Origin of the sequence: Corallococcus sp. AS-1-6 (assembly GCF_020037015.1) — a bacterium.
Lineage (GTDB): Bacteria > Myxococcota > Myxococcia > Myxococcales > Myxococcaceae > Corallococcus.
In genome coordinates this window covers 40,898-61,656 of the sequence record NZ_JAIQDE010000040.1, presented here as the reverse complement: position 1 = coordinate 61,656, position 20,759 = coordinate 40,898, and the positions used below count along the sequence as shown (strand labels likewise).

The following is a 20,759-nucleotide window of genomic DNA, read 5'->3' as shown; positions in this document are numbered from 1 at the left end:
ATGGGCCGCTACATCCTCCGGCGACTGGGCTTCTACCTCATCGCCGCGTGGGCCTCGCTCACGCTCAACTTCGTGATCCCGCGCCTGGCCCCCGGCGACCCTGCCGCCGCCATGTTCGCGCGCTTCGAGGGCAAGGTGGCCCCGGAGGCCATGGGCGCGCTGAAGGCCGCCTTCGGCTTCACGGACGCGCCGCTCTACGCCCAGTACTTCACCTACCTGAAGCACCTGGCGCAGGGCGACCTGGGCATGTCCTACGCCTACTTCCCCGCGCGCGTGTCGGAGGTCATCGGCACGGGCCTGATGTGGACGGTGGGGCTGGCCGGCGTGGCGGTCGTCATCAGCTTCGTCGTCGGGTCCTTCCTGGGCGTGCTCGCCGCGTGGAACCGGGGAGGGTGGCTGGACTCGGGGCTGGCTCCGGCGCTCGCGTTCCTGGGGGCCTTCCCGTACTTCTGGCTGGCCATGCTGGCGCTGTACCTCTTCGGCTTCGTGCTGGGGTGGTTCCCGCTGCGCCACGCGTACGGGCACGACATGGAGCCCGGGCTGTCGTTCGCGTTCGCCGCGGATGTCGCCCGCCACGCGGTGCTGCCCGCGTCCTCCATCGTGGTGGCCACGCTGGGCGGGTGGATGCTGGGCATGCGCAACACGATGGTGGCCACGCTGGGCACGGACTCCATCCGCCTGGCGCACGCGCGCGGCCTGCCGCCCCGGCAGGTGATGCTGCGCTACGCGGCCCGCAATGCGCTGCTGCCCAACGTCACCAGCTTCGGCATGGCGGTGGGCTTCGTGCTGTCCGGTTCGCTGCTCACGGAGATCGTCTTCTCCTACCCGGGCACGGGCTACCTGCTCATCCTCGCCGTGCGCAACCAGGACTACCCGCTGATGCAGGGGCTCTTCCTGGTCATCACCCTGGCGGTGCTCGCGGCGAACTTCGCCGTGGACCTCCTCTGCCTCTGGCTGGATCCGAGGACCCGCGCCCATGCGTGACTTCCTGCGAAGGCTCGCCCGCCACCGGAAGGCGGCGGTGGGCGGAAGCCTGCTCCTGTTCTTCCTCCTGCTCGCGGTGGTGGGCCCCTTCTTCGTGATGGACCCCACGGAGCTGGTGGGCCGGCCGCACCAGCCGCCCAACGCGGCGCACTGGTTCGGCACCACCGGCCAGGGGCAGGACGTGCTCGCGCAGACGGTGGTGGGCGCGCGCGAGACGCTGGCGGTGGGCTTCGCGGTGGGCGCGCTCGTGACGCTGATTGGCGCGCTGGTGGGCATCACCTCCGGCTACCTGGGCCGCCGCGTGGACGACGTGCTGTCGCTCACCACCAACGTGTTCCTGGTGATTCCCGGCATGCCGCTGGCCATCGTGCTGGGCGCGTACCTGCCGTCCGGGCCGCTGCGCATGGTGGCGGTGCTGACCGTGGCCGGCTGGGCCTGGAATGCGCGCGTGTTCCGCGCGGAGTCCCTGGCGCTGCGCGGGCGCGACTTCGTGTCCGCGGCGGTGGTGACGGGGGAGAGCCACTCGCGCATCGTGTCGCGGGAGCTGTTGCCCAACATGGCGTCGCTGCTGGGCTCGTCGTTCATCGGGAACACGCTCTATGCCGTGGGCGCGCAGGTGGGCCTGGAGTTCCTGGGCCTGGGCGACGTGAGCGCGGTGACGTGGGGCACCAACCTCTACTGGGCCGCCAACGACGCGGCGCTGCTCACGCGCTCCTGGTGGATCTTCGTCCCCACGGGCCTGTGCATTGCGCTCGTGGGCTTCGCGCTCACGCTGGTCAGTTCCGCCATCGACGAGATGACCAACCCCGCGCTGCGCGTGCACAAGCCGGCGGCGCTGCCCGCGAGCACCGCCCCGCGCGCGCACCTGGAGAAGCCGGTGCCGGGCGTGCTCTTGCGCGTGCAGGACCTGTGCATCGACTACGCGACGGAGAAGGGCGCTTCGCGCGTGGTGGACTCGGTGTCCTTCGACGTGGCGCCGGGCGAGGTGTTCGGTCTGGCGGGGGAGTCCGGCAGCGGCAAGTCCACCATCGGCTCCGCGCTGCTGGGCCTGTTGCCTGCCTCCGCGCGCGTCACGCAGGGGCGCATCCTCTTCAACGGCATGGACGTCACCGCGCTGGAGGGCCCGGCCCTGCGCGCGTTCCGCTGGCGTCAGGTGTCCATGGTGTTCCAGAGCGCCATGAGCGCGCTCAACCCGGTGCTCACGCTGGGCGAGCAGTTCCACGACACGCTCGCGGCGCACGGCCGCGTGTCGCGCGCCGCGTCCTACGCCCGCGCTCGGGAGCTGCTGGGCATGGTGGGCCTGTCGCCGGACCTGGTGACGGCGTGGCCGCACCAGCTCTCCGGCGGCATGCGGCAGCGCGTGGGCATCGCGCTGGCGCTGGCCCTGGAGCCCCGGCTGGTCATCATGGACGAGCCCACCACGGCGCTGGACGTCGTGGTGCAGAAGGAGCTGCTCCAGCGCATGGTGGAGCTCAAGCAGCGGCTGGGCTTCGCCATGCTCTTCATCACGCATGACCTGCCGCTGCTGCTCGCGCTGTCGGACCGCGTGGGCGTGCTCCAGGGCGGCAAGCTGGTGGAGGTGGACACGTCCGCGAACCTGCGCGCCGGGGCCCGCCACCCGTACACGCAGCTCCTGCTGTCCTCGTTCCCGCACCTGTCCGCGAAGGACGCCGCGCCGCCGCCGGTCCAGCAGGCGCCGGAGCTGTCCGTGTCCCGGCCGTCCACGCGCGTCGCCGCCATCCCCGGAGGTCACCGATGAGCGCGCCCCTCCTGGAGGCGGAGGGCCTCACCCGCAGCTACCTGGCGGGCGGCTTCTTCTCCCGCGAGCGCAAGCCCATCCTCAAGGGCGTGTCCTTCTCCCTCCAGCCGGGGGAGATCGTCGCGCTGGTGGGCGAGTCCGGCAGCGGCAAGTCCACGCTGGCGCGGCTCCTGGCCCGGCTGGACATGCCGGACGCGGGGCAACTGCGGCTCGCCGGACGCGACGTGCTGGCGGACGGCGGCGCGCAGGCGTCGCTCGACTACCGCGGCCGGGTGCAGATGGTGTTCCAGGATCCGTTCGCGTCCCTCAACCCCGTGCACACGGTGGCCTATCACCTGGAGCGCCCGCTGGTGCGCCACGGCCGGGTGCCGAAGTCCGGCCTTCGCACGCGGGTGCTGTCGCTGCTGGAGTCCGTGGGCCTGACGCCCGCGGAGGCCTTCGCGAAGCGCTACCCGCATGAGCTGTCCGGCGGCCAGCGCCAGCGGGTGGCGGTGGCGCGCGCCCTGGCGGTGGAGCCGCAGGTCATCATCGCGGACGAGCCCACGTCCATGCTGGACGTGTCCACGCGCAAGGGCGTGCTGCAACTGCTCCGCGGCCTCACGCAGGAGCGCGGCATCGGCATCCTGTTCATCACCCACGACCTGGCGAGCGCGCGGCACCTGGCGGACCGCATCCTCGTGCTCTATGCGGGCACGGTGGTGGAGGCGGGCAGGGCGGACGAGGTGCTGCGCCAGCCGCGCCACCCGTACACGAAGCTGCTCCTGTCCGCGGTGCCGGATGGGGACGACTTCCTCCAGGCCGCGCTGCCGGTGCGCCCCGCCACGGGCCCCGCGCCGCTCGTGGGCTGCCCCTTCGCTCCACGCTGTCCGGTGTCCGAGCCGCGCTGCTCCACCCTCACGCCTCCCGACGTCCTGCCGGCCGCGAATCACCTCGTCCGCTGCCACCTTGAAGTTCCGAAAGGAGTTACCGCCGATGCGTCAGTTTCCTCCTGACTTCCTTTGGGGAGTGGCCACCTCCGCGTACCAGATCGAGGGTGCCACCCGCGTGGACGGCCGGGGCGAGTCCATCTGGGACCGCTTCGCCGCCACCCCGGGGAAGATCCAAGACAAGTCCGACGGCTCGGTGGCCTGTGAGCACTACCGCCGCTGGCCGGAGGACATCGAACTGATGCGCTGGATGGGGCTGAAGTCCTACCGCTTCTCCATCGCGTGGCCGCGCATCCTCCCGGAGGGCCGGGGCCGGGTGAACGCCCCGGGCGTGGACTTCTACTCGCGCCTGGTGGACTCGCTGCTGGGCGCGGGCATCGAGCCCTTCGTCACGCTCTACCACTGGGACCTGCCGCAGGTGCTGGAGGACCAGGGCGGCTGGCCCGCGCGCGCCACCGGCGACGCCTTCGTGGAGTACGCGGACGTCATCAGCCGCGCCCTGGGCGACCGCGTGAAGCGGTGGATCACCCACAACGAGCCCTGGTGCATCAGCTACCTGGGCTATGGCAACGGCGAGCACGCCCCGGGCCACAAGGACTGGAACAAGATGCTGGCCGCGGCGCACACGCTGCTGGTGTCGCACGGCAACGCGGTGAAGGTGCTGCGCGCCAACGTGAAGCACGCGGAGGTGGGCATCACCCTCAACCTCACGCCCGGCGAGCCCGCGTCGCCCAGCCCGGAGGACGCGGACGCGACCCGCGACTTCGACGGTGGCTTCAACCGCTGGTTCCTGGAGCCGCTCTACGGCCGGGGCTACCCGAAGGACGTGATGGAGGACCACGTGAAGGCGGGCCGCGTCGCGTCCCCGCACCTGGACTTCATCCAGCCGGGCGACCTGGAGACCATCGCCACGCCCACCGACTTCCTGGGCGTGAACTTCTATTCGCGCGCCGTCCTGCGCAGCAACCGCATCCCGGAGGAGCAGAACGCGCCCCGCACCGTGTTCGTGCGCCCGGACAAGACGGACATGGACTGGGAGGTATGCCCGGCCTCCCTCACGCGCCTGCTGGTGCATCTGGAGAAGGAATACAAGCCGGGCCCCATCTACATCACGGAGAACGGCTGCGCGTACTCCACCGCCCCCGGCGCGGACGGCCGCGTGCACGACGTGCAACGCGTGGAGTACCTGCGCGGGCACCTGGAGGCGTGCGGTGACGCCATCGCGCAGGGCGTGAACCTGGCGGGCTATTTCGCGTGGTCGCTGCTGGACAACTTCGAGTGGGCCTACGGGTACACCAAGCGCTTCGGCCTGGTGTGGGTGGACTACGCCACCCAGCAGCGCATCCCGAAGGACAGCGCCCATCTCTATCGCGACGTCGTGGCCCAGAACGGCCTGGACGTGGAGCAGGCCGCTTGAAGAAGCTCTTCCTGACGACGTGTCTGGCGTTGTGCGGCGGCACCCAGGCGTGGGCCCAGGTGTCCGGAGCGGGCTCCCCCCTCCAGTCGCCGCCCGCCGCGCAGCCTCCCTCCGCGGGCCCCGTGGACGCCGCCGCGCCTTCGGACGCGAAGCGCACGACGGTGACGCGGGTCATCCAGGACGAGCGCGGCTTCAAGCTCCAGGTGGACGGCAAGGACTTCCCCGTCCACGGCGTGAACTGGGGCTACACGCCCATCGGTGAGAACTACCGGTACTCGCTCTGGACGCAGCCGGAGGACTTCATCAAGCAGGTGCTGGCGAAGGAGATGGGGATGCTCCGCGACGCGGGCTTCAACGCCATCCGCCAGTTCGACGACATCCCGCCCGTCTGGGTCGAATACATCTACCGGAACTACGGCATCCACACGCTGCTCAACCCGCTGATGGGGCGCTATGGCCACCCGGTGAACGGGGTCATGGTCGCCAACATCGACTACTCGAACCCGGAGCACCGCAAGGCCATCCTCGGCGCTCTGGCCGAGAAGGTGGAGCTCTACCGGGACGTGCCCGGCGTGCTCATGTGGCTGTTGGGCAACGAGAACAACTACGGCCTGCACTGGACGTCGTTCGAGATCGAAGCCCTGCCGGGCCAGGAGGACGCCGCGCGCGCGGAGTCGCTCTACACGCTCTATGGCGAGGCGGCCCGCACGGTGAAGAAGCGGGACACGAACCACCCGGTGTCCATCGCCAACGGCGACCTCCAGTACATCGACCTCATCGCCAAGCACTGCCAGGACCTGGACGTGCTGGGCACGAACGTCTACCGCGGCCCCACCGCGCGCGACCTGTTCGCGGAGGTGAAGGCCAAGCTCAACAAGCCGGTGTTCTTCAGCGAGTTCGGCGCGGACGCCTACGACGCCCGCGCGGGCCGCGAGGACCACGTGGCGCAGGCGGAGTACCTGCGCACGCAGTGGGAGCAGATCTACCTGGAGGGCTACGGCCAGGGCCTGTCCGGCACGGCCCTGGGCGGCTTCGTGTTCCAGTGGGTGGACGGCTGGTGGAAGCACGGCCAGGAGTCCAACCTGTCCATCCACGACACCACCGCGACGTGGCCCAACGGCGGTTACGCGGCCGACTTCGTCCCCGGCCAGAACAACATGAACGAGGAGTGGTTCGGCATCGCGGCCCTGGGCCCGCCGGACTCCAACGGCATCAGCGGCATCCAGCCGCGCACCGCCTACTACGTCCTCCAGGCCGTGTTCCGCCTGGACCCGTACGCGCCCACCACCAACCCGGACGTCATCCGCGACTACTTCGCGGGCATCCGCCCGTCCGCGCTCACCAGCGGCTACACCTCGTCGGTGGCGCTGGCCCGCACGGAGGAGCTCAGCGCGGTGCGGGTGTCCAACCTGCGGCTGCTGCTGGACAGCTCGCTGTCACGCGGGAGCATCGCGACGGTGCGGCCCAACCAGAACTCCGCGGACCACACCGAATCCATCTTCTTCGACCTGGCGTTGCAGCCGGCCAGCGGCGTCTACGGCCGCGCGTCGTTCAACGTCGTGGGCAACGTGGCGCAGAACCGGCTCAACAACCTGTTCTATGAGAACCGCGGCACGCCCGCCACGCCCGGCGCGGGACAGGTCCCCGTGGGCCCCGGCGCCCCGGCGCGCGAGCAGTCGCCGTTGGATCGCTTCGCGCTGTACCAGGCGGAGTTCAAGTTCGACCGCTCGGACTTCGCGCTGGAAGGCTACTACCGCACCGGCCACTACCACTGGGGCGAGGAGGGTGACTTCTTCAATCTCTACCGCGAGGCGAACTACGGGCCGAACCTGGACATCTACCATGGCAACGCGCCCTTCGGCGTGGTGTTCAGCGGCAAGAAGGCCATCGACGGGCTGAAGGTCGCCGTGGGGCCGGAGCTGTACTGGGGCGCCAACCCCTCCGTGGTGGCGAAGTACCGCAACACCGTGGGCCCGGTGAACGTGACGCTGGTGCACCAGGAGGACCTGGCCCAGGGCTCGTCGTCGTCCACGGCCTCCGTGGTGCGCGAGCGCATCGCGCGCAGGACGGCGCTCAACTTCCAGTACGCCACCGGCAAGCTGGTGCTGGACGTGGGCGGCCTGCTCTCCGCGCCCCAGCGCATTGGCGAGACGTTCACCTATACGCGCGCCGCTCCGGAGGGCGGCCCCAGCTACCTCAACAGCGGCTACGACGTGCTCCAGGACAAGGTGCAGTTCCTGGACACGCTGGGCGCCAAGGCGCGGCTCACCTACGACATGGGGCCGGTGCGCTGGCTGGTGCAGTCCTCCTTCCGCGGACTCGTCGCGGACAGCGGACCGGAGCAGGGCAACATCATCACCGGCTGGAGCCTGCGCGAGAGCGGCCGAGGCAACCACTACTCGGGCCAACTGGGCGCGGCGGTGCAGTTCGGCTCGCTCCAGGTGTCGCCCAACGTGCTGTACCAGAAGCCCCTCATCGGGCCGAACCCCACCATCCCGGACGCGTACGATCCGGGCTCGGGCATGTACTACGCCGGCGTGCGGCCGCGCAGCGTCCTGGTGGACGCGTTCAGCGTGCTGGACAACCGCGAGACGCTGGGTGGTGAGCTGCTCATCACCTTCGACCCGACGCCGGGCACCTGGTTCTGGTCATGGGACCGCGACATGCGCGAGGACGCGCCGTTCGCCGCGGGCCTGGACATCGTCTACCGGCACCAGCCCACGTCCCGCGACGCGGGCATCGCCATCCTCGCGGACGGCAGCACCGTCGCCTTCGGCAGCGCGCCGGTGGCCCGCGACGAGTGGGAGACGTCCCTGCGCCTGGTGGGCAACCCCACCCAGCGCCTGCGCCTGTACGGCACGGCGTACGTGGGCAGCCAGCAGTCCTCCGGCGAGGACAGCCGGCAGATCCACCGCTTCGGCCTGGACGGCTCCGCGCTCTACGACACGCTGCTGCTGGCGGCCCAACTGCGCTTCAACGACTGGGGGCCGTACGACTACCACCGCGTCTTCAACCTCACCTACCCGGTGCAGTTGGGCGGGGACCTGTCCTACGGCTTGAAGAAGCCGGTGCTGGGCGCGGTGACCACGCGCTTCGGTCTGCGCGGACTGGTGCGAATGCTGAACGAGTACTCGGAGGGCCTCAACGAGCGGGGCATCACCGAGGGCCTGAAGGGTCGCGAGTACGAGGTGGGCGCGTATGCCATCCTTTCTCTCTGAGGGAACACGCATCATGAGGACTGGTCTCCTGCTGGCCGCCGTGGCCGCGCTGTCCGGCTGCTACGACGACCCGACCATCATCTACGGCAAGCCGCTGGACGGGATGACCTTCACGGTCACCGACCCGGCCATGGGCATCTACCCGAACACCTCCGTGCTGGAGGATCCGAACAACCCCTTCGCGATGTCGGGGGTGGGCACGGAGACGAAGTGGCGGATCCAGTCCGGGGCGGACCCCGTGGCGGCCTACTACGCGTGGGCCACGGTGCTCGCGAACGGGCCCTATGGCGAAGCGCAGTACTACGTGGCCCTCAACCTGGCGGCCATCTACCAGCGGGGCCTGGCGGACCAGGGCAGCCTGGCGCAGACGCGCGAGATGGCGGTGAAGGCCTACCAGTCCGTGCTCGACAACTTCCCGGACGCGGTGACGTACGACGCCTCCGGCACGGTGGCCTACGAGCTGGTAACGCCCGCGTACAAGGGCGTCGTCGAGCTGGGCGGCACCGTGGCGGGCGGCTGGGTGATGGTGAAGACCTCCAGTGGTGCGGACCGGGCGGTGAAGCCATGAAGAAGCCAGCGTGGGGCCTGTTGCTGCTGCTCGCCGCCTGCCGCCCGGATCCGGGCCCGGCGGACTACTCCGGCCAGGAGCTGCCGGGTAACCCGAACCCCGACGGAGGGACGGAGCCGGACCCGCAGATGCTGCCCGGGCCGTTCCCCTACGAGGCCGGCAAGGCCCGCCTGATGGTGGGCATCTTCTACGAGACGGGCCGCTCGCAGGAGATCATCCTCGACAACGTCGACTCCAACTTCTACCTCTACGAGAACACCGTCTACGTGGAGTCGGATCCGGACCACGTCGAGGGAAAGTCCGCGGACCGCATCGTGCAGAACGGCAAGCCGTGGATGGGCTTTGGCGTGCACTGGAAGCAGACGCACAACTTCGACACCTGGAAGACGCTCCACGTCAGCATGAAGTCGTCCGACGCCGCCTTCGCCAACGTGAAGATTGGCATGAGCAGCGGCACGGGCACCGCGGAGAAGGGCGCTCCGCTCGCCGTCGGCCCGTATGGCTGGGCGAACGATGGTGAGTGGCACCACCTGGCCATCCCCGTGGCGGACTTCGTCGCGGCGGGCCTGAAGCTCAACGACGTCTCGTCCCCGTTCACCTTCGCGGCCGAGGGTGGCACGGCCGGACAATCCCTCCTGCTGGACAACCTGTACTTCACCGCGGATTAGGCAGGAACGCAGTGCCAGGAAGGGCGGGCCGGCTGTCGCCGTGTGACAGCCGGAACGCCCGTGCCATGTCTTGACGCCGCCGTCACGCCCCCGCGTGCGGTGTCGCTCAGGGCAGGGATGCGGTTGCTGTTCCTACTCAAGGAGTCATCCCCCAATGTCTGGATCCTTGCCGCAATTGTCAAGCAGAGGCGCAAGCCCATGTCTCCGTGAAGCACCGCGTGTCTGGTTGTTACAGGCCATCGCCGCGGTGCTCATGCTGGTGTCGCTCCTGGGCGCGTCCGACGCCCGCGCGCAGACGAACGTCGCGCTGAACAAGACCACCTTGACCTCCTCCGCGGAGGGGCCCTTCCTGGGCCAGTACGCGGTGGACGGCGACGGGGGCACCCGCTGGGCCAGCGGCTTCACGGCGAACGAGTGGATCACCGTGGACCTGGGCCAGACGCGCACGATTTCGCGCGTGGTGCTCACCTGGGAGGCGGCCTACGCCACGGCCTACAAAATCCAGGTCTCCAACGACAACACCACCTTCACGGACGCGCTGACGGTGAACACCGGTGACGGCGCGTTGGACGACCTGTCGCTGCCGTCCGGCATCACGGGCCGCTACGTGCGCATGCAGGGCGTCACGCGCGCGCTGCCCGCGTATGGCTATTCGCTGTGGGAGTTCGCCGTCTATGAGACGGGCGGCACGACGCCGCCTCCCGCCAACACGGACCTGGCGCGCAACCGCCCGGCCACCGCGTCCAGCGTGGAGGCGGACGCCGCGGGGCTCCAGCCGGGCTTCGCGTTCGACGGCGACGTCAACACGCGCTGGGCCTCCGCGCAGGGCGTGGACCCGCAGTGGATCCGCGTGGACCTGGGGTCGTCCCAGGTGGTGGGCAAGGTGGTGCTGGACTGGGAGGGGGCCTACGGCAAGACGTACACGATTGAAGGCTCCAACAACGACAGCACCTGGACCCCGCTCAACACGGTGACCAACGGCGCCATCGGCCGCCGGGAGATTCCCGTGTCCGGCACCTGGCGCTACCTCCGCATGCGCGGCACGGAGCGCGGCACGGGCTACGGCTACTCGCTGTGGTCCTTCGAGGTCTACCAGAGCGGGGGCACGACGCCGCCGCCCACGCAGACCACCAACCAGACCCTCAAGCTGAACTTCCCGGAGCTGGCGTACGCGAAGATCAACGTGTCGCCCGCGCCGCTGTCGGTGACGCCGGTGCCGGAGGAGGGCAACACCACGCCGTCCGTGCGCAACCCGCCCGGGCCCTTCACGTACCAGCTCACGTTCCCGCCCAACACGACGGTGACGCTGTCGAAGAACCAGTTCTCTCCCACGCAGCCCAACACGGACATCCGCCTGGCGGTGGTGGACGTGAACGGCGTGCAGCAGCGCGCGCAGTCCGTCACGGCGCTCGCGGTGCAGGGCGCGGACTGGAACGTCGAAATCTTCTCCACGGGCAACGGCCCCACGGACCCGCGCGACCCCACCCTCATCCCGGACCCGTACGTGGCGCCCGCGCCGCTGCCGGTGGCCGGGGCGTTCCGCCTGGTCTCGCCGGCCAACAACGCGATGATCACCGCGGCCCGCCGTCCCACGCTGTCGTGGGCCCCGGTGACGGGCGCGACGAACTACAAGCTCTACGTCAACCTCACGCGCGACGACTACGACTGGATGGCGGCGGGTAACCTGCTGGACCGGTACACGCAGGTGGCGTCGCAGACGGGCACGTCGTTCACCTTCACGGAGGACCTGCCGGACCGCTGGACGTACAAGTGGTACGTGGTGGCCACGCTGTCGGGTGGCGGCACGTCGCGCTCGGACATCGGCAACTTCAGCGTGTACCTGCCGGTGGTGGAGACGCAGGCGGACGGCGTCAACCTCATCAACGGCATTCGCGACCTGAACAAGAACGGGACGATTGAACCGTACGAGGACTGGCACAACCCCATCTCCGTGCGCGTGAATGACCTGCTGGGCCGCATGACGCTGCGCGAGAAGGCGCTGCAGATGTTCTACGACGCCAAGACGTACCCGGAGGCGGGCTTCCAGATGGGGCCCCTGTCGCCCACGGACATCCCCCTGTTCCAGAAGGCGTCCGCGGCCACGCGCCTGGGCATCCCGCACATCGATGCGGGTGACACCATCCACGGGTACAAGACGAGCTGGCCCACGCAGCCGGCGCTCGCGGCCACGCGCGACCTGGACACGATCCACGAGATGGGTGACATCCAGCGCCGTGAGCAGTTGGCCATTGGCAGCCGCGGCACGCTGTCGCCGCTGGCGGAGGTGAACACCAAGGTCCTGTATCCGCGCACGCAGGAAGGCAACGGCGAGGACGCGGACCTGGCGGCGGGCATCACCCGCGCGCTCATCGCGGGCCTCCAGGGCGGTCCGGAGGTGAACCCGAGCTCCATCTGGGTGACGACGAAGCACTGGCCGGGGCAGGGCGCTGGCGGTGAGGCGGGCATCACCTACGACGGCACGACCATCCACTACCACATGCGTCCGTGGCACGCGGCCATCGAGGCGGGCACCAGCGGCATCATGCCGGGCTACGCGGGCAGTTGGCTCCTGGGTCCGGAGGGCTACGGCGCGGGTGACAACCCGGGCATCCTCAACTACCTGCGCAACCAGTTGAAGTACGACGGCGTCATCTGCTCGGACTGGCTGCCGTCGGGTTCGTGGGTGCGCTCCGCCACGGCGGGCTCGGACGTGATGGGCGGCGCGACGCCGCAGGCCATGGCCAACTTCGAGAACGAGGTCCCCCTCGCGCGCATCAACGACTCCGTGCGCCGCATCCTGGACCTGAAGTTCCGCCTGGGCATCTTCGAGGACCCGTACAAGCAGGGCCCGGCGGGCACGTCCCAGTGGCACACCGCGGACAGCAAGGCGGCGGTGCGCCGGGCGTCGCAGGAGGCCATGACGCTGCTCAAGAACGACGGCGCGCTGCCCATCCGACTGCCGGCGGGCGGCAAGCTGGTCATCGCGGGCCCGCGCGCGGACGACATGTCCTGCATGGTGACCTGGCGCTCGGACTTCCACGGCAACGAGTTCGGCGACCCGACCATCTACGCGGCGGTGAGGGCGCGCGCGGAGGCGGCGGGGCTCACGGTCTACAAGGACAACGCGCCCGCGGGCGTGACGCCGGACGCGGCCATCGTGGTGGTGGGCGAGAGCTACTTCACCCACGGCACGGAGTGGGACAAGGAGAAGCCGTACCTGCCGGGCGACCCGATTGGCCCCGCCCACGACGCGAAGTGGGGCGACCAGTACGGCATCATCAACGGCTTCAAGTCGCGGGGCATCCCCACGACGGTGGTCGTCATCAGCCCGCGTCCCTATGTGCTGACGAACGTGGTGCCGCTCTCCAACGCGCTGATGCTGGCGTACCGCCCCGGCGACATGGGCGGCTACGCGGTGGCGGACGTGCTGTTCGGTGACGTGCTGCCGCGCGGCAAGACGCCCTGGCAGCTCCCGCGGAGCATGAGCCAGATCGGCACGGACGTGGAGAGCAACCAGTTGGAGAAGTGGGACCTGCCGTTCGACCTGGGCGCGACGGACGCGGAGCGCGCGGCCATCCGCCAGAAGATCGCGGCGGGCCTGCCGGTGCCGCCCACGTACGGCAACCCGCTGTACCAGTACGGCTCGGGCATCCAGGGCTTTGGTCTGACGGACGCGACGCCGCCCGCGGCGTTCAGCCTGCTGACGCCCGCGAACAACCTGGTGATCACCGGCACGCGTCCGGCGTTCACCTGGGCGGCGAGCAGCGACCCGCAGACGGGCATCCAGCGGTACGAGGTGTATCTGGACGGTGGCGCGATGCCGGTGGCCATCACCCAGACGCCGGCGGCGGCGCTGGACGGGCTGAAGCTGGCGAACGGGGTGCACACCTGGTTCGTGAAGGCGTTCAACTGGGCGAACGGCGTCACGCAGTCCGCGACGTTCACCTTCACGCTGAACGACACGACGCCTCCGGCGGCCTTCGCGGCGCTGTCTCCGTCGGCCGGGCAGTCGGTGCCGGGCACGTCCACGCGCTTCATCTGGGAGCAGACGACGGACGTGGGCGCGGGCGTGGCGGAGTACGTCCTCATCGTGGACGGCGCGGACCGGAGCCCCTCCATCCTGCGCAGCACGCCGGTGCCGGCGGGCACGAACCTGGCGCGGGGGAAGAACGCCTACGCCACGTCCGTGGAGTTCGGCAGCGCGAACGACGCGGTGGACGGCAGCCTGGCGACGCGCTGGTCGAGCGTGGGCACGGCGACCACGGGGGACACGGAGTCCATCACCCTCGACCTGGGGGCCATCTACTCGCTCAAGCGCATCGTGCTGAACTGGGAGGCCGCGTACGGCCGCCGTTACGTCCTGGAGGCGTCGCTGGACAACGCCACCTGGACGGCGCTGAAGACGGTGGACACCGGCGACGGCGGCATCGACGACTGGACGGTGGCCGGCGTGGGCCGCTACGTGCGCATGCGCGGCGTGCAGCGCGCGACGGCGTACGGCTACTCGCTGTGGGAGTTCGAGGTGTACGGCGTGGGCACGGAGCAGACGACGCTGGGCGGCCTGTCCACGGGAACGCACACGTGGCGCGTGCGCGCGGTGGACGGCGCGAACAACACCACGCTGTCCTCGGGGCCGATCACCTTCACGAAGTAGAGCGGGTTCAGTCACTGTCCAGCAGCCGCGCCCGCACCCGCGTCTCGTTGACTTCCGGGGCCGGCACCCAGCGCTCGAAGAGCACGACCGAGCGTGCGCCTCCCACGGACGCCACCACCGGGCCGCGCTCCGCCACGTCGGGGGTGGTGGCAAGCGGGATGCCCGCCACGTCCAGCACCGCGCCCGCTTGCGTCACCCGTGTGGCAAACACATCCGACACCGAGCGGAAGCTCAGCGGCTCGTCATCCCGCTCCCACACCACGAGGTGGACATTCCCGTCGAAGGTGGCGCGCGGGTTGCCCTCGCTCAGCGGGCCGGAGGCGATGAGGAAAGGCGTGCCCGGCACCGTGCCTCCGGACGTCACTCGCATCCCATACACGTCGCTGAGGTTGGTGTTCGGGCCCTGCCACTGCTCCCATACCACCAGCACCACCGTTCCATCCGTGGACAGCGACGGGACGGATGCGACGGGCCCCGTCGTCAGGAGGGGGAAGCCGCCAGGGTCCAGCATCGCTCCCCCGGGCGTCATCCGCGCGCCGCGAATCGGCGTCCCATCCTCCGACCACGTCACCAGGAAGTTGCTCCCGGCATGCGTCACCCCGGGCGACGACGTGAAGGCCAGCCCCGAGCTGAAGCGCCGGCCGTCCGACTCCAGCACCACGCCCGAGGTGCTTACCCGCGCGCCGTAGATTGAGAACGCGTCCATGCCCGTTTCCCTCCCCCGGTCGTCCTCCCACACCACCAGGTACACGCCACCGAAGAAGTCCACCGCGGGCCGCTCCTGGTCGCCCGTCACCGTGACGAGGGAGATGCCCGTGGCATCCAGCACCGCGCCGGAGCGGCTCACCCGTGCGCCGCGGATGTTCTTGTCGTAGCCGCCCGGCTCGCGCTCCGCCCACACCACCAGGAAGTCGCGGCCGTCCGACGCCACCTGGATGTATTGCGGGTCCATGCCGCTCGGCAGGCGGATGCCATTGACGTCCAGGACGCTCCCATCCGGCCGCATCCGCGCTGCGTACACCGTCGGCCCGTCCGGGGAGCGCGTCTCTCGCCATGCCACGAGGTACCCGTCCGCGTTGGCCGCCACCGCGGGCACCTCCTGCCGGTTCGCCGCGCGCGTGAAAAGCTTCGACGTATCGTCCAGCACCTCGCCCGGCCGGCTCACCCGCTTGCCCCGGATGTACATGGGCCCCTCGTCCGTGGCGTCCACCGCGCCCGCCCACGCGACGAGGTACCTGTCACCACCGCCGGCCACGAAGGGCAGGCGCTCCTCGGGCTCCTCTCCCTCGGAGATGGGGATGCCGGACGTGTCTACCAGCTCGCCGGCCTCGGTGATGCGCGCGCCCCAGGCGCGGCGGTGTCCGGAGCGCAGGTCCTCCCAGACGATGAGCGACTTGCCGCCCTGCGGGGCCACGCGGGGGAAGCGCTGCGCGCCGCTGGCGGTGGAGATGCGGATGCCGCCCGGCTCGGACACCTCTCCGCTGTCGCGCACACGCGCGGCGAAGATGTCCGGCGCTCCTCCGCGCCGGGTGTCGTCCCACACGACGAGAAAGCGCGTGCCCGTCCAGACGACGGAGGGGTTGCGCTGCACGCCCGGCGCGCGGGCAATGGGGAAGCCCGACCGGGCCCCGTCCAGGACGGTACCGTCCGGCAGCACGCGGTTGCCATAAATGTCCGGCGTGGACTCGCCGCCACGCGCGTCCGCCCAGACGACGAGGAAGCGCTCACCATTCCACGCCACCGTGGTGTCGCTCATGATGCCGGGGAGGTCGGGCGACAGCGACGCCTCGTTCTGGAGCACCGTCCCGTCGGGCAGCACCCGCCGCGCGGTGATGGTGGTGGCAAGGTCGCCGATGCTCTCGAAAGCCACCATGCACACCGTGGGCGCACAGGCGAGCCCCGGCGGCCCACCGCCAATCTCATCCGAGTTGGACACCGTGAAACGCGGCCCCACCACTGCGCCGCCCGGGCTCACGCGCGTGCCGAAGATGCCGTCGCTCGAGTTCCTCCACACGACGACGAAGTTCGTCCCGTCATAGGCCACGCTCGGGTCTCCGGAGGGCAGCGAGGGCTCCGGGTTGAGCGCGATGCCGGACGGATCTTTCAACGTGCCGTCCGGGTCCATGCGCGAGGCGAACACGCCGCCCACGCGCGTGTCCCGCCACACGACGAGGAATCGCCCGCCACCAAAAGCAATCGCGGGCCCGCTCTCCGCCAATCGTTGGGGCCTCAGCCGGGGCGCGGTGACATCGAAGGGAGGAGACACGCTCAGCCCCGCGGCTGCCGCTTCCGCCGTCTCCTCCGGCTCCAGGAGCAACGTGTCTTCCGGCATCGAATCACAGGCGAGGAGGAGTCCCGCCAGCACCGCACTCCACACCGCTCCAGGCAACCTGGCACCGCTTCGCCGGCTCATTCATTCCCCCCTCTTGAAAGGACAGCGGAACGTCAGCCGCAACGCCGGATGCGGCAACTGTCCGTCAAGGCCACGCGGGCTTCAGGAGCACACGCCAGCCCCTCCCACGTGGGTGGGCGTGGTCCGCTCTCGTGGACAGGTGGACCATGCCGCTGCCCGTTCGAACTCGGCTGGCGCAGCGCAACCGATTGCCGAGTGCAGGCGTTGCCGGCGCTCTCGAAGGACTCCCCCCGCTTGCTCCACCATGCCTGCTCGCTCAATTTCAAGACCCGCTCCAGGGTGAGGGCTTGAGGTGAGGGGAGGGGAGGGGAGGCCGGAGTCACGGGCCGCCCCTTCTTTTGGGGACTACGGTGTGGGCGCGGCGACGGCGGCCTTGGCTTCGGCCTCCGCGCGCTTCGTGGCCTCGGCCTGGGCGGCGGTCTTCAGGCTGGCGAGGCCCTTCTCGAAGTCCTTGCCCACGACCTGGTCCATGTCCATGAACAGGCACATCGCCTTGCTGATGAAGTTGTGGTCGCCGGTCATGGTCCAGTTGACGGTGGTGCCAGTGTCAGCGGGCTTGAACGCGAAGGTGGTGATGCTGGTGGAGGCGAAGGGCTTGATGAACTCCAGCTTCACGCGGATGGACGCGTTGACCGAGGCCTCTTCAATGGTCATCTGGCCCTGGCCCACGTCGTCGTTGCCGGTCCACGCATAGGTGGCGCCCACGCCCGACTCCGCGCCGCCAAAGGTCCGCTTCATGTCCGGGTCGAGGCCCTCCCAGGGAGACCACTGGTTCCACTGGTGGAAGTCATTGACCAGGCCGAACGCGATGTCGGGCGAGCCCGGCACGGTGGCGGAGCGCGTGACGGTGAAGGTATCGGGGCGCGTGGCGACGAAGCCGGCGAACAGCGCGAGCCCTGCGACGGCGCCAATGGCAATCTTCTTGAACATGAAGGTCCTCGAAAGGGTTCCCCTGGGCGGGGAGGCCGCGTCATAGGCCGCCCGTTCAGTCCGGCTCAAGCCCCCCAGCGCGCGGCCCACCGTGACGCGGTGTGCGGAGCGGGGAGCGCGGGCCCCCATTGGACCGGCGCTCTAGAGTGCGCTCATGCGCTTCGCTGTCCTGGCGGTATTCGCGGCTCTGGTCTGCAGTGGCTGTGCGGGTGTGGAAGCTGCCTCCGGGAGAGGAAGCACGCGGTTTCTCCAGCCGGACGCGTTCGAGGAGGTGCTGTTCCATGCCGGGTTGCAGGATGAGGACGAGCTGCCCCCTCGCCGCAATCCATTCACACCCGAGGACGCGGTGGGAGTGCTCGAACGGCTGACGGAGACGCCCGTGACGTTGGGGTCGTTCCCTCCACGCATGGTCGCGGGCTTCCTGATGCGCGAGGTGCTGGCGGACGGCGACGTGTCGCGTGAGCAACTGGAGCAACGGGTGGAACGCTTCGCCCGCGAGCAGGTGGCGGTGCTTCGGCCAGACGGCTATCTCGCCTGGGCGCTGGATGGCCGCACGCAGCAAAAGGTTTCGGAGGTGAAGTGGAGGGATGGAGCCTTCCGTGCGGGGAACTTCGAACTGGGCCGCTTCTACAGCGGACGTGGCGGAGTCTTCCGTCAGGTGGATGCGCAGTTGCGTGCCGCGGACCCGAGGCCTCTCGCCGAAGTTTACGACGACGCTGACGTCATCAACCGCTCACTGGACGGCGCCGAGGACGCCTTCGTTGAGCTGTACCACGCGGTGGGGCAACTGCTGTCGCGTCCGGCGGACAGCATCGCTGGGCTGCGACACCTGCCGGAGGGACTCGTAGCCCTCATCACGAACTCGCCCGCATATTGGGAGCGCTTCCAGTACATGACGCGTGGCGAGCAGATCCGCGAGACCGCACGCCTGACCACGAATGTCGTCGCGCTATGGGGAACGGCCTCCGCCACGACGCGCTCGCTGAGGGGACTGGCCGTGGGCGCGGAGGCCACGGCTCCGATGCTCTCATTGTCCGCGGAGGGGGCGCTGGTGCTGGAACTCGTCTCGGTCCCCGTCGGGCGTGCGACGACGGTCTTGGGCGGAGTGCCCGGGGCGGCCGTCATCCTGTTGAAGTCGAATGCCCCAGGCGGTGGGGCTTCTTCATCCGGAGGACCGGGGAAGTGGCGGCCCGCGACCGAGCACATGGAGGATGCGGCCCGGAAGTATCAGTCCCAGATCACCAACGCCCCGGAGGGACAGGTCTACGACGTCGACAGCGTCAAGTTCGATGGGTTCACCCATGGCGTGTTGCTGGAGGCCAAAGGGCCGGGCTATGAGAAGTTCCTCGAGCTGGCCGTGGAGCAGGGCGGGTGGTTCGAGGGATTCACGGACATGGTCCGGCAAGCCAAACGGCAGCAGCGGGTCGCCCGTGGAGTTCCCCTGGAATGGCACTTCGCGGAGCGCAAGGTCGCGGACTACGTACGAGCGCTCTTCAAGAGAAACGGTCTGGGACGGATTCCCGTCCACTTCACTCCTCCGCGCTGAACGTCTTCACGGCCGATGACCGAAACCTACTACGCAGGGGTGTACTGGCCCGGAAGGCCCGAGCCGCTGGAGACCTATGCCCGGCGGGCCGAGGCCTTATTCCAGCGATTGGCTTCCACGGACCCGAGCCTCGCGACCTGGTACGAACAGGCCCGTTCCCGGGAGGCTGCGCTCCAGAGCCGGTTCAGCCCGGATGCCCTTTCACTTCAGCAGTTGTTCGCGAAGACGAAGTACCAGCCGGGCGAAGGCGAGCTCTCCTTCTCCGCATGGAACGGGAGCGCTGACGACAGCAGTGTCATCAACTTCTCCTGTGGCTCTCCGGTGCCGGACGCGGTGGACCTCTGCGTTTGGACTCCCGCCGCACGAGGGCTCCTTTCCGAGCGGAGCGCATCCCAGGTGCTCAAGGCGATGGTGATGGTCTGGGAGCCGGAGTGGGGTGTCGTCATTTCCGACGAGCATCGGGACGCGGTGTCCGAGGCCGGCGACGTTGGCACGTTCATCGGTTGGATGACGTACTTCTCCCGGGACCGCGGTCCTGTGCCGCCGCTTCCCGACCTGGTTCGAGTGGAGCCCGTGCAGGACCGGGGCACCCTCGTCATCCTGACCCCGGAGCGATTCACGCTGAGCAGGCCGGAGCATGTCGCGCTCGCGGAAGAGGTGAGGGTTCAGTTGCAACGGGCCGGGCTGCTGGAGCCGCTTGGAGCGCCTTGATGCTGACCCCTGACACCGCGAAACACCTGTCCCTGCTGCGCACGCTGGGGGAGCCGGAGCTGTCGCAGTGCTCGCGGTGGCAGTGGCTGGGGTGGGATGCGTCGTCGCGCTATCTGCTGTCCGTCCAGAAGCAGGGGGGCGTCTCGCTGCGCTGGTGGGACCTGCATGCGCAGACCCATCAGCCGTCCTTCGCGAGGTCCGTCCCCGGCTGTATCGCCGCGTGGTTCCTGCCTGACGCCCAGCGGCTGTTGTCGGTGACCGTGCGTGGCACCCTGCAGACATGGTCCGTGGCTGACGGCCAGTTGCTGTCCTCCGTAGAGACGGGCGGCTCCGTCTCCCACGCATCCCTGTCCGCGGATGGCACGCGCCTGCTGCTCGTGGCGAGCGTGGGCCGTGTGATGCTCTGGGACCTGGAGCGGCGCTGGCTCGTCTGGCGGAAGGAGGATCCCTGGCAGTTCCACGGCTGCGCGCTCTCTCCGGATGGCGCTTTCGCCGCGGCGGGGGCCGGCGAAGAACTTCAAGACGCCGACACCCATGCGTCCCTGCGCCTCTGGGACGCGCGGACTGGCAGGCGCGTCACGACCCGCGCCTTCGACGCACGGCGGACCTGGGCCGTGGCCTTCACGCCGTCCGGTGAGCACCTGGTCGCCGCGACCTCCTCGGGGGAGCTCTTGTTCCTGACGCTGCCCGCCCTGGAGATCGTCCGGAGCCTCAGGGCCCCCGCATCGCTGGCCATCCACCTGGAGTTCAACCCCGCGGGTTCCCTGCTGGCGGCCAGCCCCGACACGAGCGCGTTCGTGATCATCGACGTCCGCGACGGGCAGCACGTCTTCGCGTACTCCGATCTGGATGACCAGCAGGGCAGCACCGCGAACTTCTCGCCCGACGGGCGCTTCGTGAGCTGGGGCCTGGATGACGGCAAGGTGGGCATCTGGGGCGTGAGGAATGGATGGTAGCGTGTCTGC

At 69.6% G+C, this 20,759-nt stretch carries 13 protein-coding genes; 11 read left to right on the top strand and 2 right to left on the bottom strand.

Annotated elements, in window-relative coordinates; all coding sequences use genetic code 11:
• The 8 genes from K8612_RS35815 (at nucleotide 1) to K8612_RS35780 (ending at nucleotide 14,194) form a co-directional block, all read left to right on the top strand.
• The gene (locus K8612_RS35815; RefSeq protein WP_223765546.1) at nucleotides 1-984 is read left to right on the top strand and encodes an ABC transporter permease; all 984 of its coding nucleotides are present in this window, start codon (nucleotides 1-3) and stop codon (nucleotides 982-984) included.
• The gene (locus tag K8612_RS35810; RefSeq protein WP_223765545.1) at nucleotides 977-2,743 is read left to right on the top strand and encodes a dipeptide/oligopeptide/nickel ABC transporter permease/ATP-binding protein; all 1,767 of its coding nucleotides are present in this window, start codon (nucleotides 977-979) and stop codon (nucleotides 2,741-2,743) included. Before K8612_RS35815 ends, K8612_RS35810 begins: the two co-directional genes overlap by 8 nt.
• A complete protein-coding gene (locus K8612_RS35805; RefSeq protein WP_223740205.1) occupies nucleotides 2,740-3,735 on the top strand; it encodes an ABC transporter ATP-binding protein in 996 nt (331 codons plus the stop codon). Before K8612_RS35810 ends, K8612_RS35805 begins: the two co-directional genes overlap by 4 nt.
• Complete coding sequence (locus K8612_RS35800) at nucleotides 3,716-5,086, top strand: GH1 family beta-glucosidase (RefSeq protein WP_223740204.1); 1,371 nt, start codon at nucleotides 3,716-3,718, stop codon at nucleotides 5,084-5,086. Before K8612_RS35805 ends, K8612_RS35800 begins: the two co-directional genes overlap by 20 nt.
• On the top strand, nucleotides 5,083-8,304 hold the full coding sequence (locus K8612_RS35795; RefSeq protein WP_223765544.1) for a glycoside hydrolase family 2 TIM barrel-domain containing protein: 3,222 nt from the start codon (nucleotides 5,083-5,085) through the stop codon (nucleotides 8,302-8,304). The genes K8612_RS35800 and K8612_RS35795 overlap by 4 nt, the downstream gene beginning before the upstream one ends.
• A gap of 13 nt (nucleotides 8,305-8,317) precedes the next feature.
• Nucleotides 8,318-8,872, top strand: a complete 555-nt coding sequence (locus K8612_RS35790) for a hypothetical protein (protein WP_223740202.1) — start codon at nucleotides 8,318-8,320, stop codon at nucleotides 8,870-8,872.
• Nucleotides 8,869-9,540: a putative glycoside hydrolase gene (locus K8612_RS35785; protein ID WP_223765543.1), complete on the top strand. Its 672-nt coding sequence runs from the start codon at nucleotides 8,869-8,871 to the stop codon at nucleotides 9,538-9,540. The genes K8612_RS35790 and K8612_RS35785 overlap by 4 nt, the downstream gene beginning before the upstream one ends.
• 154 nt (nucleotides 9,541-9,694) lie before the next feature.
• Complete coding sequence (locus tag K8612_RS35780; protein ID WP_223765542.1) at nucleotides 9,695-14,194, top strand: discoidin domain-containing protein; 4,500 nt, start codon at nucleotides 9,695-9,697, stop codon at nucleotides 14,192-14,194.
• Nucleotides 14,195-14,201: 7 nt separating this feature from the next.
• Here K8612_RS35780 and K8612_RS35775 read toward each other — a convergent pair whose 3' ends face one another.
• Both K8612_RS35775 and K8612_RS35770 read right to left on the bottom strand, forming a co-directional pair.
• Entirely contained in the window at nucleotides 14,202-16,559 is a 2,358-nt protein-coding gene (locus K8612_RS35775; RefSeq protein ID WP_223765541.1) for a hypothetical protein, read from the bottom strand.
• Between the two features lie 393 nt (nucleotides 16,560-16,952).
• The gene (locus tag K8612_RS35770) at nucleotides 16,953-17,537 is read right to left on the bottom strand and encodes an SRPBCC family protein (RefSeq protein ID WP_223765540.1); all 585 of its coding nucleotides are present in this window, start codon (nucleotides 17,535-17,537) and stop codon (nucleotides 16,953-16,955) included.
• Between the two features lie 154 nt (nucleotides 17,538-17,691).
• Between K8612_RS35770 and K8612_RS35765 the strand changes: the two genes are divergently transcribed.
• The 3 genes from K8612_RS35765 to K8612_RS35755 are packed head-to-tail and all read left to right on the top strand — an operon-like array spanning nucleotide 17,692 to nucleotide 20,750.
• Nucleotides 17,692-19,083, top strand: a complete 1,392-nt coding sequence (locus tag K8612_RS35765) for a Tox-REase-5 domain-containing protein (protein ID WP_223765539.1) — start codon at nucleotides 17,692-17,694, stop codon at nucleotides 19,081-19,083.
• 15 nt (nucleotides 19,084-19,098) lie between these two features.
• Nucleotides 19,099-19,794, top strand: a complete 696-nt coding sequence (locus tag K8612_RS35760) for an immunity 52 family protein (RefSeq protein ID WP_223765538.1) — start codon at nucleotides 19,099-19,101, stop codon at nucleotides 19,792-19,794.
• A complete protein-coding gene (locus tag K8612_RS35755) occupies nucleotides 19,794-20,750 on the top strand; it encodes a WD40 repeat domain-containing protein (RefSeq protein WP_223765537.1) in 957 nt (318 codons plus the stop codon). Before K8612_RS35760 ends, K8612_RS35755 begins: the two co-directional genes overlap by 1 nt.
• The last annotated feature ends 9 nt before the right edge of the window (nucleotides 20,751-20,759 follow it).

Coding starts and splice junctions, on each gene's coding strand:
- K8612_RS35800 (WP_223740204.1), top strand. CDS start 3,716: ATGCGTCAGTTTCCTCCTGACTTCCTTTGGGGAGTGGCCACCTCCGCG.
- K8612_RS35790 (WP_223740202.1), top strand. CDS start 8,318: ATGAGGACTGGTCTCCTGCTGGCCGCCGTGGCCGCGCTGTCCGGCTGC.
- K8612_RS35765 (WP_223765539.1), top strand. CDS start 17,692: ATGCGCTTCGCTGTCCTGGCGGTATTCGCGGCTCTGGTCTGCAGTGGC.
- K8612_RS35760 (WP_223765538.1), top strand. CDS start 19,099: ATGACCGAAACCTACTACGCAGGGGTGTACTGGCCCGGAAGGCCCGAG.
- K8612_RS35815 (WP_223765546.1), top strand. CDS start 1: ATGGGCCGCTACATCCTCCGGCGACTGGGCTTCTACCTCATCGCCGCG.
- K8612_RS35770 (WP_223765540.1), bottom strand. CDS start 17,537: ATGTTCAAGAAGATTGCCATTGGCGCCGTCGCAGGGCTCGCGCTGTTC.
- K8612_RS35780 (WP_223765542.1), top strand. CDS start 9,695: ATGTCTGGATCCTTGCCGCAATTGTCAAGCAGAGGCGCAAGCCCATGT.
- K8612_RS35810 (WP_223765545.1), top strand. CDS start 977: ATGCGTGACTTCCTGCGAAGGCTCGCCCGCCACCGGAAGGCGGCGGTG.
- K8612_RS35785 (WP_223765543.1), top strand. CDS start 8,869: ATGAAGAAGCCAGCGTGGGGCCTGTTGCTGCTGCTCGCCGCCTGCCGC.
- K8612_RS35755 (WP_223765537.1), top strand. CDS start 19,794: ATGCTGACCCCTGACACCGCGAAACACCTGTCCCTGCTGCGCACGCTG.
- K8612_RS35805 (WP_223740205.1), top strand. CDS start 2,740: ATGAGCGCGCCCCTCCTGGAGGCGGAGGGCCTCACCCGCAGCTACCTG.